The sequence below is a fragment of the Luteibacter aegosomatis genome (genome assembly GCF_023078455.1).
GTDB classification, from domain to species: Bacteria; Pseudomonadota; Gammaproteobacteria; order Xanthomonadales; family Rhodanobacteraceae; genus Luteibacter; species Luteibacter aegosomatis.
On the sequence record NZ_CP095740.1, the window covers coordinates 3,733,136 to 3,746,091 of the forward strand.

7 protein-coding genes are annotated in these 12,956 nt (G+C 64.1%); all 7 read right to left on the reverse strand.

Going from position 1 to position 12,956, the window contains the following annotated elements; all coding sequences use genetic code 11:
• Positions 1–50: 50 nt before the first annotated feature.
• Positions 51–2,180 carry an elongation factor G gene (gene fusA, locus L2Y94_RS16825; protein ID WP_247369578.1) on the reverse strand — a complete coding sequence of 710 codons (2,130 nt, stop codon included), beginning with the start codon at positions 2,178–2,180 and terminating at the stop codon, positions 51–53.
• Positions 2,181–2,212: 32 nt separating this feature from the next.
• Positions 2,213–2,680 (reverse strand): 30S ribosomal protein S7, encoded by a 468-nt coding sequence (gene rpsG / locus L2Y94_RS16830; protein ID WP_144917072.1) that lies wholly within the window; start codon positions 2,678–2,680, stop codon positions 2,213–2,215.
• A gap of 18 nt (positions 2,681–2,698) precedes the next feature.
• Positions 2,699–3,073 carry a 30S ribosomal protein S12 gene (gene rpsL, locus L2Y94_RS16835; protein WP_045829438.1) on the reverse strand — a complete coding sequence of 125 codons (375 nt, stop codon included), beginning with the start codon at positions 3,071–3,073 and terminating at the stop codon, positions 2,699–2,701.
• Between the two features lie 169 nt (positions 3,074–3,242).
• Positions 3,243–7,457, reverse strand: a complete 4,215-nt coding sequence (gene rpoC, locus L2Y94_RS16840; RefSeq protein ID WP_247369593.1) for a DNA-directed RNA polymerase subunit beta' — start codon at positions 7,455–7,457, stop codon at positions 3,243–3,245.
• 25 nt (positions 7,458–7,482) lie between these two features.
• A complete protein-coding gene (gene rpoB, locus L2Y94_RS16845; protein WP_247369595.1) occupies positions 7,483–11,655 on the reverse strand; it encodes a DNA-directed RNA polymerase subunit beta in 4,173 nt (1,390 codons plus the stop codon).
• Positions 11,656–11,890: 235 nt separating this feature from the next.
• The gene (gene rplL, locus L2Y94_RS16850) at positions 11,891–12,262 is read right to left on the reverse strand and encodes a 50S ribosomal protein L7/L12 (RefSeq protein ID WP_144917075.1); all 372 of its coding nucleotides are present in this window, start codon (positions 12,260–12,262) and stop codon (positions 11,891–11,893) included.
• A gap of 47 nt (positions 12,263–12,309) precedes the next feature.
• Positions 12,310–12,834: a 50S ribosomal protein L10 gene (gene rplJ / locus L2Y94_RS16855; RefSeq protein WP_247369611.1), complete on the reverse strand. Its 525-nt coding sequence runs from the start codon at positions 12,832–12,834 to the stop codon at positions 12,310–12,312.
• Positions 12,835–12,956 lie beyond the last annotated feature (122 nt).

Here is a 12,956-nt window from a genome sequence, read left to right on the forward strand (position 1 = left end):
GACTCTAAACCTCTAAAAGAACGTTGTATGTGTTGAAGAAGAAGCCCTTATCAGGACTTCTTCATGACCTCGTCGGCGATGTTCTTCGGCGCCGGCTCGTAATGATCGAATTCCATCGTGAACGTGGCGCGACCCTGGGTCTGCGAACGAAGCGACGTGGCGTAACCGAACATTTCGCCCAGCGGGATCATCGCATTGACGGTCTTGCCCGACGGGGTCTCTTCCTGACCGGTCAGCATGCCGCGACGACGCGAGATATCGCCCATCACGTCACCGACGTAGTCTTCCGGCGTCACGACCTCGACCTTCATGATCGGCTCGAGCAATACCGGCTGAGCTTTCGAGAAGCCCTGCTTGAACGCCATCGACGCGGCAAGCTTGAATGCCATTTCCGACGAGTCGACGTCATGGTACGAACCGAAGACCAGCTTGACCTTGACGCCCACGACGGGGAAGCCGGCAAGCGGACCCGAGGTGATGGTCTCGCGCAGACCCTTTTCGACCGACGGGATGAATTCCTTCGGAATCACACCGCCCGTGATGTCGTTGATGAACAGGAAGTCGTCCTTGATGCCCGCGGCGATCTTCTCGTCCGCGCGATCGGCATCGGAGATCGGGGACATTTCGATCACGACGTGACCGTACTGACCCTTACCGCCCGACTGCTTGGCGTGCTTGTAGTCCGACTTGACGTCCGATGCCTGAATCGTTTCGCGGTAAGCCACCTGCGGCTTGCCCACGTTGGCCTCGACGTTGAACTCGCGCTTCATGCGGTCCACCAGGATGTCCAGGTGAAGCTCGCCCATGCCCGAGATGATCGTCTGGCCCGACTCTTCGTCCGTACGAACGCGGAACGACGGATCTTCCGCGGCCAGACGGCCGAGGGCGATACCCATCTTTTCCTGGTCCGACTTGGTCTTCGGCTCGACCGCCATGGAGATCACCGGCTCGGGGAACGACATGCGCTCGAGCGTGATGATGTGATCCTGCGCGCAGAGCGTGTCACCGGTGGTGACGTCCTTCAGACCCACCGCCGCGGCGATGTCGCCGGCACGGACTTCCTTGAGTTCGTGACGCTCGTTGGCGTGCATCTGCAGGATGCGGCCGATGCGCTCCTTCTTCGACTTGACCGGGTTGTACACCTGGTCACCGGCGTTCAGCGTGCCCGAATAGACACGGAAGAACGTCAGCGCGCCGACGAACGGATCGGTCATGATCTTGAACGCCAGGGCGGAGAACGGCGCGTCGTCCTTGGCCGGACGGGTATCCGGCTGCTCGTCTTCGTTGATGCCCTCGACCGGCGGACGGTCGATGGGCGACGGGAGCAGGTTGACGACGGCGTCGAGCATCGCCTGGACGCCCTTGTTCTTGAACGCGGTGCCGCAGAAGACCGGAATGATCTCGCTCTTCAGCGTGCGCAGGCGCAGGCCCTCGATGATCTCAGCCTCGGTCAGCTCTTCGCCGCCCAGGTACTTGTCCATCATCTCTTCCGTGGCTTCCGCCGCGGCTTCGATCATGGCCGTGCGACCTTCTTCGGCCTTGGCCTGGAGCTCCGCCGGAATATCGACGTATTCGAACTTCATGCCCTGGGACTCCATGTCCCACTTGATGGCCTTCATCTTGAGGAGGTCGACCACGCCTTCGAAGTTGTCTTCGGCACCGATCGGCACCTGCATCGGCACCGGGTTGGCGGCGAGACGGGCCTTCAGCTGGTCGACGACCTTGTAGAAGTTGGCACCCGTGCGGTCCATCTTGTTGACGAACGCGAGGCGCGGCACCTTGTACCGGTTGGCCTGGCGCCACACGGTTTCCGACTGCGGCTGCACACCACCCACGGCGCAGAGCACGAACACCGCACCGTCGAGCACGCGGAGCGAGCGCTCCACTTCGATGGTGAAGTCGACGTGTCCCGGGGTGTCGATGATGTTGAAGCGGTGCTCGGGGAGCGAGCGGTCCATACCCTTCCAGAACGCCGTCGTGGCGGCGGAAGTGATGGTGATACCGCGCTCCTGCTCCTGCTCCATCCAGTCCATCGTTGCGGCACCGTCATGCACCTCGCCAATCTTGTGACTGACGCCGGTGTAGAACAGGATGCGCTCCGTGGTCGTGGTCTTGCCGGCATCGATGTGAGCCATGATGCCGAAGTTGCGGTAGCGCTCGATGGGAGTGGTGCGTGCCACGGTCTTTCCTCAGATCTTGTAGCTGGAGGGGATTACCAGCGGTAATGCGAGAAGGCCTTGTTGGCCTCTGCCATGCGGTGCGTTTCTTCGCGCTTCTTGACGGCGCCGCCACGGGACTCGGCAGCCTCGAGGAGCTCAGCGGCCAGCTTGCGCGGCATCGAGGTCTCGCCGCGCTTGCGGGCGGCTTCGATCACCCAGCGCATGGCCAGGGCCATGCGACGGCCCGGACGGACTTCGACCGGCACCTGGTAGGTGGCACCGCCGACGCGGCGGGACTTCACCTCGACGGCCGGGGCGATGTTGCCCAGAGCCTTTTCGACGAGCTGCACCGCTTCCGCGTGCTTCTCACCGATGTGGTCGAGGGCGCCGTAGACGATCGACTCGGCGACGGACTTCTTGCCGGACTTCATCACCATGTTGATGAAACGGGCGATGAGCTGGCTTCCGTGCTTCGGGTCCGGAAGGACGACACGGGCGGGATGGGAACCTTTACGCGACATAATTCTTGTCCTTTACTCTCAGCCCTTCGGGCGCTTGGCGCCGTACTTCGAGCGCGACTTGCGACGCTTGGTCACGCCCGCGCAGTCGAGGCTGCCGCGAACGGTGTGGTAACGCACACCCGGGAGATCCTTGACGCGACCGCCACGGATCAGGACCACCGAGTGCTCCTGGAGGTTGTGACCTTCGCCACCGATGTAGCTGATGACTTCGAAACCGTTGGTGAGGCGCACCTTGGCAACCTTACGCAGGGCCGAGTTCGGCTTCTTCGGGGTGGTCGTATAAACGCGCGTGCACACACCGCGGCGCTGCGGGCTGCTCTGCAGGGCCGGCGAGGCGCTCTTGTACGCCTTCGGGCTGCGGGATTTGCGCACCAACTGGTTGACTGTCGTCATGCGAAGCTATTCCTGAGAAACATAAAGGCAGACCGATAGATCGGCCCGCCGTATAAGCGTTGTTGACGTGCGCCGCCCGGTTGGACCGGCGCCCATCGTCCCTGATTCCGAACACGAGGCGCATCCATGCGCCTCATTTCGTATGTACGGGCAAGGCCCGTACGGGGCCTTACTCGGCGCTATCGTTGGACCCGGCGGGAGCCTCTTCGAACGTGACGACCGGGGCCGAACCCGAGAGGGTTTCGAGCTCCGAAGCCGTCAAACCGCCCTGGCTACGACGCGAAGCGTGGTAGGCCAGACCCGTACCCGCAGGGATTAGCCGCCCAACAATAACATTTTCCTTCAGGCCACGCAACGTATCACGGGTGCCCCGGACCGCCGCCTCGGTGAGGACGCGGGTGGTCTCCTGGAACGAGGCCGCCGAGATGAACGACTCGGTGGCCAGCGAGGCCTTGGTGATACCCAGCAGCACCGATTCGAAGTCGGCACGACGCTCGCCACGAGCCTCGGCACGGTCGTTCTCCTCGTTGATGCGCACGCGTTCGACCTGCTCGCCGCGGAGGTAGGTGCTATCGCCCGGCTCGACGATCTCGACCTTGCGAAGCATCTGACGAATGATCGCCTCGATGTGCTTGTCGTTGATCTTCACGCCCTGGAGGCGGTAGACGTCCTGGATCTCCTTGACGAGGTAGGCGGCCAGCGGCTCGACACCCAGCAGGCGCAGGATGTCATGCGGATTCGGCTCGCCGTCGACGACGGTTTCGCCCTTCTCCACGTGCTCGCCTTCGAACACGATCACCTGACGCCATTTCGGAATCAGCTCTTCGTGCTCGTTGCCGTCCACGTCCTTGATGATGAGACGCTGCTTGCCCTTGGTGTCCTTGCCGAAACTGACGATACCCGAGCGCTCGGCCAGGATCGCCGGCTCCTTGGGCTTGCGGGCTTCGAACAGGTCGGCCACGCGGGGCAGACCACCGGTGATGTCGCGGGTCTTCGACGTCTCCTGCGGGATACGGGCGACGACGTCGCCCACGCCCACTTCGGCACCGTTCTGGATCGACACGATCGCGCCGGCCGGCAGGAAGTACTGGGCGGCGATGTCGGTGCCCGGCAGCTTGAGCTCACGGCCCTTGCTGTCTTCCAGGCGGACGATCGGACGCAGGTCCTTCGCCGCGGTGCCGCGACGCTTCGGATCGGTGACCACGGCCGACTCGAGGCCGGTGAGTTCGTCGGTCTGCGACTGCACGGTCACGCCATCGATGAAGTCGATGAAGCGGACCACACCGGCCACTTCCGTGACGATCGGATGGGTGTGCGGATCCCAGTTGGCGACGGTCTGGCCGGCCTTGACCGGATCGCCGTCCTTCACCGCGATGGTGGCACCGTAGGGCACCTTGTAACGCTCACGCTCGCGGCCGTTGGCGTCGATGACGCTCACTTCGCCCGAACGCGACACGGCCACGAGGTGACCGGCCGAATGCTCGACCGACTTCAGGTTGTTGAACTTCAACGCGCCGGTGGTGCGGACGGTGACGTTATCCACCGCGGCCGCACGGGACGCCGCGCCACCGATGTGGAACGTACGCATCGTCAGCTGCGTGCCCGGCTCGCCGATGGACTGCGCGGCCACGACGCCCACGGCCTCACCCATGTTCACCAGGTGACCACGGGCCAGGTCGCGGCCGTAGCACAGGGCGCACACGCCATGGCTGGCACGGCAGGTGATCGGCGAACGCACCTTGAGCATCTGCACGCCGGCCTTGTCGAGCTTGTCGACCAGGTATTCGTCGAGCAGCGTGTCGCGGGTGACGATGGCCTCGTCGTCGTCGCCGGGGGCGTAGACGTCTTCGACCACCACGCGACCCAGCACGCGCTCGCGCAGCGGCTCTACCACATCACCGCCTTCGACGATCGGCGACATGATGACGCCGTCTTCGGTGCCGCAATCGTGCTCGGTGATGACCACGTCCTGCGCCACGTCGACGAGACGACGGGTGAGGTAACCCGAGTTCGCCGTCTTCAGCGCCGTATCCGCGAGACCCTTACGGGCACCGTGGGTGGAGTTGAAGTACTGCAGGACGTTCAGGCCTTCGCGGAAGTTCGCCTTGATGGGCGTCTCGATGATCGAGCCGTCCGGACGGGCCATGAGGCCGCGCATGCCGGCGAGCTGGCGAATCTGGGCCACGCTGCCTCGCGCGCCCGAGTCGGCCATGATGTACAGCGAGTTCATCGACTTCTGGTTGACGAGGTTGCCTTCGGCATCGGGCACCTTTTCGGTACCGATACCGTCGATCATCGCCTTGGCCACGAGCTCGTTGGTGCGCGACCAGATGTCGACCACCTTGTTGTAACGCTCGCCGGCCGTCACCAGACCCGACTGGTATTGCTCCTGGATTTCGACGACTTCCTTCTCGGCCTCTTCCAGGATGCCCTTCTTCTCGACCGGGATCTTCATGTCGTCGATGCCGATGGAAATGCCGGCGCGCGTCGCGAAACGGAAGCCGGTGTACATCAGCTTGTCGGCGAAGACCACCGTCTCCTTCAGACCGAGCAGGCGGTAGCTCTGGTTGATCAGGCGGGAGATGTTCTTCTTGGTGAGCTCGACGTTGACCAGCGCGAACGGCAGGCGCTCGGGGATGATCTCGGCCAGCAGCGCGCGACCGACGGTGGTGTCCACCAGCTGGTTGCGGACGACGCTCTCGCCCTCTTCGCCCTGCTCGACCACGCGCACGCGCACCTTCACCTTCGCGTGCAGCTGCACGGCGCGGTTGTCGTAGGCGCGACGCACTTCGCCGATGTTCGCGAACACCATGCCGGTGCCCTTCGCGTTCACCAGCTCGCGGGTCATGTAGTAGAGACCGAGCACCACGTCCTGCGACGGCACGATGATCGGCTCGCCGTTGGCGGGCGAGAGGATGTTGTTGGACGACATCATCAGCGCGCGGGCTTCGAGCTGCGCCTCGATCGAGAGCGGCACATGCACGGCCATCTGGTCACCGTCGAAGTCCGCGTTGAACGCGGTGCAGACGAGCGGATGCAGCTGGATCGCCTTGCCTTCGATGAGCACCGGCTCGAACGCCTGGATGCCCAGGCGGTGCAGCGTGGGCGCACGGTTGAGCATGACCGGATGTTCGCGGATCACCTCTTCGAGGATGTCCCACACCTGCGACTCTTCGCGCTCGACGAGCTTCTTGGCGGCCTTGATCGTGGTCGCCTCGCCGCGCGCCTGGAGCTTGGCGAAGATGAACGGCTTGAACAGCTCGAGCGCCATCTTCTTCGGCAGGCCGCACTGGTGCAGGCGCAGGGTCGGACCGACCACGATGACCGAACGGCCCGAGTAGTCGACGCGCTTGCCGAGCAGGTTCTGGCGGAAGCGGCCCTGCTTGCCCTTGATCATGTCGGCGAGCGACTTCAGCGCGCGCTTGTTCGTGCCGGTGATGGCACGACCGCGACGGCCGTTGTCGAGCAGCGCATCGACCGACTCCTGCAGCATGCGCTTCTCGTTGCGCACGATGATGTCGGGCGCGGCGAGCTCGAGCAGGCGCTTGAGGCGGTTGTTGCGGTTGATGACGCGACGGTAGAGGTCGTTCAGGTCGGACGTGGCGAAACGACCGCCGTCCAGCGGGACGAGCGGACGCAGATCCGGCGGGAGCACCGGAAGCACGGTCATGACCATCCACTCCGGCTTGTTGCCGGATTCGAGGAACGCCTCGATCAGCTTCACGCGCTTGGTGAGGCGCTTGAGCTTGGTCTCGGAGTTGGTCGAGGAGATCTCTTCCTTGAGGCGAATGACTTCGCCCGGCAGGTCGAGGCTCTTCAGCAGCTCGTAGACGGCCTCGGCGCCCATGCGGGCGTCGAACTCGTCACCGTGCTCCTCGGTGGCTTCGAGGTACTGGTCTTCGCTGAGCAGCTGGCCGCGCTCGAGCGCGGTCAGGCCCGGATCGATGACCACGAAGGCCTCGAAGTAGAGGATGCGCTCGATGTCGCGCAGGGTCATGTCGAGCATCAGGCCGATGCGCGACGGCAGCGACTTCAGGAACCAGATGTGCGCGGTCGGGCTGGCCAGCTCGATGTGGCCCATGCGCTCGCGACGGACCTTGGCCAGGGTGACCTCGGTGCCGCACTTCTCGCAGACCACGCCACGGTGCTTCATGCGCTTGTACTTGCCGCACAGGCACTCGTAGTCCTTGATCGGGCCGAAGATGGCCGCGCAGAACAGACCGTCACGCTCGGGCTTGAACGTGCGGTAGTTGATGGTTTCCGGCTTCTTCACTTCGCCGTACGACCACGAACGGATCAGCTCCGGCGAAGCCAGGGCGATCTTGATCGCGTCGAAATCCAGCGTCTGTCGCTGCTGGTTGAACAGATTGAGCAGGTCTTTCATGCGTAATCTCCGGTAGCCGCGACGATCACTTGTTGATCTCTTCCAGCTCGATGTCGATCGCGAGCGAGCGGATTTCCTTCACGAGCACGTTGAAGGATTCCGGCATGCCTGCCGCCATCTCATGGTTGCCGTCGACAATGTTCTTGTACATCTGGTTGCGGCCCTGCACATCGTCGGACTTGACGGTGAGCATTTCCTGCAGCGTATAGGCGGCGCCGTAGGCCTCGAGGGCCCAGACTTCCATCTCGCCGAAGCGCTGGCCACCGAACTGCGCCTTGCCGCCCAGCGGCTGCTGGGTGACGAGCGAGTACGGACCGGTCGAACGCGCGTGCATCTTGTCGTCGACCAGGTGGTTCAGCTTCAGCATGTGCATGTAGCCGACGGTGACCGGGCGATCGAACGCCTCGCCGGTACGGCCGTCGAAGAGGATGGTCTGACCGGATTCCGGCAGGCCCGCGAGCTTCAGCATGTGCTTGATCTCGTGCTCTTCGGCACCGTCGAACACCGGGGTAGCCATCGGCACGCCGTCGCGCAGGTTGTCGGCGAGGTTCATGATCTCGCCGTCGTTCATCGAGGCCAGGTCGACGTGACGCACGGCGCCTTCGGCACCCGCGTTACCGTGGTTGTAGACCTCGTTGAGGAACTCGCGCAGCTTGGCCGGCTTTTCCTGCGCCTCGAGCATCGCGTCGATCTTGTGGCCCAGGCCCTTCGCCGCCCAACCGAGGTGGACTTCGAGGATCTGGCCGATGTTCATACGCGACGGCACGCCCAGCGGGTTCAGCACGATGTCGACCGGACGGCCGTCGGCGGAGAACGGCATGTCTTCCACCGGCACGATCATCGACACGACACCCTTGTTGCCGTGACGACCCGCCATCTTGTCGCCCGGCTGGATGCGGCGCTTCACGGCGAGGTAGACCTTGACCATCTTGAGCACGCCCGGAGCGAGGTCGTCGCCCTGGGTGATCTTGCCCTGCTTCTCCTTGAAGCGCTTGTCGAAGTTCTCCTTGTGGCGCTTGACCTGCTCGGCCGCGCGCTCGAGGAACTCGGAGACTTCCTCTTCCTTGACGTTGATCTTGAACCAGTCGTCCTTCTTCAGGCCGTCGAGGTAGGCATCGTCGATGACGGTGCCGCGCTTGAGGCCGGCCGGACCGCTCATCGCGCTCTTGCCGACGAGCTGCGTGCGCATGCGGGCGTAGATCGCGCCCTCGAGGATGCGGAACTGGTCGTCGAGATCCTTGCGGATGCGCTTGAGTTCGGTCTCTTCGATCTGCTTGGCGCGCTTGTCCTTCTCGATGCCGTCGCGGGTGAAGACCTGCACGTCGATGACGTTGCCGTCCATGCCCGGGGGCACGCGCAGCGAGCTGTCCTTCACGTCGGAGGCCTTCTCGCCGAAGATCGCGCGGAGCAGCTTTTCTTCCGGCGTGAGCTGGCTTTCGCCCTTCGGCGTGACCTTGCCCACGAGGATGTCGCCGGCCTTCACCTCGGCACCGATGTAGACGATGCCGGACTCGTCGAGACGGGCCAGGGCCTGCTCGCCGACGTTCGGGATGTCCGCGGTGATTTCCTCGGCGCCCAGCTTCGTGTCACGGGCGATGCAGGTGAGCTCCTCGATGTGGATCGAGGTGTAGCGGTCTTCCTGCACGACGCGCTCGGAGATGAGGATCGAGTCTTCGAAGTTGTAGCCGTTCCACGGCATGAACGCCACGAGCATGTTCTGGCCGAGCGCGAGCTCGCCGAGGTCGGTCGAGGAACCGTCCGCCAGCGTGTCGCCCACCGCCACCACGTCGCCCACGTTCACCAGCGGACGCTGGTTGAGGTTGGTGTTCTGGTTGGAACGGGTGTACTTGGTCAGCGTGTAGATATCGACGCCGGCATCGTCGTCGCCCACTTCGGCTTCGTTGACGCGCACGACGATACGGGCGGCATCGACCTGGTCGATGACGCCGCCACGGCGGGCGGACACGGTGACGCCCGAGTCGCGCGCCACGGCGCGCTCGATGCCCGTGCCGACCAGCGGCTTCTGGCTGCGCAGCGTGGGAACGGCCTGGCGCTGCATGTTCGCGCCCATGAGCGCGCGGTTTGCGTCGTCGTGCTCGAGGAACGGCACGAGTGCCGCCGCGACCGACACCGTCTGCATGGGCGAGACGTCCATGTAGTTGATCTCGGCCGACGGACGCAGCTCCGACTCGCCGCGGAAGCGGCAGGAGACGAAGTCTTCGAGGAAGCGGCCGTCCTTCGACAGCGGCGAGTTCGCCTGCGCGATGACGTGGTCGCCCTCTTCGATGGCGGACAGGTAGTCGACCTTGTCGGTCACCTTGCCGTTCTCGACCTTGCGGTACGGCGTCTCGAGGAAGCCGTAGGTGTTGGTGCGGGCGTACACGGCGAGCGAGTTGATCAGGCCGATGTTCGGACCTTCCGGCGTTTCGATGGTGCAGACGCGACCGTAATGGGTCGGGTGCACGTCGCGCACTTCGAAGCCGGCGCGCTCACGGGTGAGGCCGCCCGGTCCGAGCGCCGAGACGCGGCGCTTGTGGGTCACTTCGGACAGCGGGTTGTTCTGGTCCATGAACTGCGAGAGCTGCGACGAACCGAAGAACTCCTTCACCGCCGCCGCGACCGGCTTGGCGTTGATGAGTTCCTGCGGGGTCAGGCCCTCGGATTCGGCCAGCGACAGGCGCTCGCGCACCGCGCGCTCGACGCGGACGAGACCGATGCGGAAGGTGTTCTCCGCCATTTCGCCGACCGAACGCACGCGGCGGTTGCCCAGGTGGTCGATGTCGTCGACCGTGCCGGTGCCGTTGCGGATGTCGATGAGCACGCGCAGCACGTCGAGGATGTCCGACGTCTCGCCCAGCTCACCGAGCAGACGCTGGCACTCTTCTTCCTTGCGCTCGCTGAAGTACTTGTGGTCGTACAGCACGCCCGGGCCGACGATGTCCTTGCGGCCCACGCGACGGTTGAACTTCATGCGGCCGACGGCCGAGAGGTCGTAGCGGTCGAAGGTGAAGAACAGGTTGAAGAACAGGTTCTGCGCGGCGTCCTTGGTCGGCGGCTCGCCCGGGCGCATCATGCGATAGATTTCGACCAGGGCTTCGAGCTGCGTGCGCGTGCTGTCGATGCGCAGCGTGTTCGAGATGTACGCACCGCGATCGAGGTCGTTCACGTAGAGCGTGGGCACGGTCTCGATGCCGCCCTTGCGGAAGCGCTCGAGATGGTCGGCGGTGAGCTCGTCGTTGGCCGCGGCGATGATCTCGCCGGTGTCCTTGTCGATCATGTCGATCGCGACGATGCGGCCGACCGGATAGTCGTCGGGCACCTCGAGCGTGGCGATCTTCTCGTTGGCCAGCTGTCGAACGTGGCGCGCCGTGATGCGCTTGCCGGCCTCGACCAGCACCTTGCCGTCGACCACGAGGTCGAAGCTCAGGGTCTCGCCACGCAGGCGCTCGGCGACGAGGTCGAGCGTGACGCCGCCCTTCTTGCCGAGATGGAACACGTTGTGCTCGAAGAAGATGCTGAGCATCTCTTCGTTGTTGTAACCGAGCGCGCGCAGCAGCACCGTCACCGGCAGCTTGCGGCGACGGTCGATACGGGTGAACAGGGCGTCCTTCGGGTCGAACTCGAAGTCGAGCCACGAGCCACGGTAAGGAATCACGCGAGCCGAGAACAGCAGCTTGCCCGAGCTGTGCGTCTTGCCGCGGTCGTGATCGAAGAACACGCCCGGCGAACGGTGCAGCTGCGAGACGATGACGCGCTCGGTGCCGTTGATGATGAAGGTGCCGGTCTCGGTCATGAGCGGGATCTCGCCCATGTAGACCTCCTGCTCCTTCACGTACTTCACGGCCTTCTTCGAGGCCGGGCTGTCCTTGTCGTAGATGACCAGGCGCACGGTGGCGCGCAGCGGCGCACCGAAGGTCATGCCGCGGTTGCGGCACTCGCGCTCGTCGAACGGCGGCTCGCCCAGGCGATAGTCGACGTATTCGAGGGCGGCGTTGCCGGAGTAGCTGGCGATCGGGAACACCGATTTCAGCGCGGCATGGAGACCCTTCTCCTCGCGCGCCTTGGCGTTCACGTTTTCCTGCAGGAATTCCTTGTACGAGTCGGTCTGGATCGTCAGCAGGTTGGGCACGCCCAGCACGGGGGGCCGCTTGCCGAAATCCTTACGGATGCGCTTCTTCTCGGTAAACGAGTAGGTCATGGTGGTTACCGCCTCGGTCTCAGTAGTGCCGTCGTTCATCGCGACGGCTTAAGGTGAATCGAAAATCGGAGATCGGGATTCGAACCGCGGAGCCCGTGCCGGCGCTCTCGAATCGCGATGTCCCATGTCCGACGGGGTGGAACGGGTAGAGCTCGTGGAACGGGCAAAGCCCGGGGGCTTTCGCCCCCAGGCTTGCCTTGACGCTAAATCGAACGGCAGGCGCGCAAGGCGCCGATTACTTGAGTTCGACCGTGGCGCCGGCGGCTTCCAGATCCTTCTTGAACTTGGCCGCGTCTTCCTTCGAAGCGGCTTCCTTCACGACGCCACCGGCTTCGGTGAGGTCCTTGGCTTCCTTCAGGCCCAGGCCGGTGATGGCGCGGACGGCCTTGATCACGTCGACCTTCTTGTCGCCGGCGGACTTCAGGATCACGTCGAACTCGGTCTGCTCTTCGGCAGCGGCGGCGGCCGGACCGGCAGCGGCAACGGCAACCGGGGCGGCAGCCGAGACGCCGAAGGTGTCTTCGATCGACTTCACCAGTTCCATGATTTCCGTCAGGGACTTGGCCTTGATGGCTTCAACGATCTGTTCGGTGGTCAGGGTGGACATTGTTTCTTACCTTTGAAATGGGTTTCGATGAGAAAAAGTCAACGAGATCAGGCTTCGGCCGGGGCTTCGGCGGCAACTTCGCCACCACCCTGCTTGTCCGCCACGGCCTTGATGGCGCGGGCGAACATCGTGACCGGCTCGGCCAGCACGCGGGCCAGCATGGCCAGGGCCTCTTCGCGGGTCGGCAGCGAGGCCAGCACGTCAACGTGCTTGGCGTCGAACAGCTTGCCCTCGATGGAGACGACCTTCGGCTTGAGCTTGTCGTTGGTCTTCGCGAATTCCTTGATCAGGCGGCCAGCGGCGCCCGGTTCCTCGGTCGAGAACGCATACAGCAGCGGACCGGTCAGGGCGTCGGAGACGACCTCGAACTCGGTGCCGGCCACGGCGCGCGCGGCGAGCGTGTTCTTCACAACCTTGAGGAACACACCCGATTCGCGCGCCTTCTTGCGCATCTCGGTCATCTGGGAGACCGTGGTGCCCGCGTATTCGGCGGCGACCAAGGAGTGAGCCTTCGCGGCGACTTCTGCCAGCTCGGCGACTACTTCTTGCTTCTGGGACAGATTGAGAGCCATTGCACTCCTCCAATTTGAACTCCGCTCGCGACTCCTGCCGCTTGCGGTCCTGGGCGACATCCTCCGTGACGTCGGGGACGGGAAACCGTCCCGGGTGGTGGCCTTTCCAGATTCGAAACGAA

Excerpts from the sequence above, each read along its gene's own strand:
- rpsG (WP_144917072.1), bottom strand. The coding sequence starts at position 2,680 with ATGTCGCGTAAAGGTTCCCATCCCGCCCGTGTCGTCCTTCCGGACCCG.
- rpsL (WP_045829438.1), bottom strand. The coding sequence starts at position 3,073 with ATGACGACAGTCAACCAGTTGGTGCGCAAATCCCGCAGCCCGAAGGCG.
- rpoC (WP_247369593.1), bottom strand. The coding sequence starts at position 7,457 with ATGAAAGACCTGCTCAATCTGTTCAACCAGCAGCGACAGACGCTGGAT.
- rpoB (WP_247369595.1), bottom strand. The coding sequence starts at position 11,655 with ATGACCTACTCGTTTACCGAGAAGAAGCGCATCCGTAAGGATTTCGGC.
- rplL (WP_144917075.1), bottom strand. The coding sequence starts at position 12,262 with ATGTCCACCCTGACCACCGAACAGATCGTTGAAGCCATCAAGGCCAAG.
- rplJ (WP_247369611.1), bottom strand. The coding sequence starts at position 12,834 with ATGGCTCTCAATCTGTCCCAGAAGCAAGAAGTAGTCGCCGAGCTGGCA.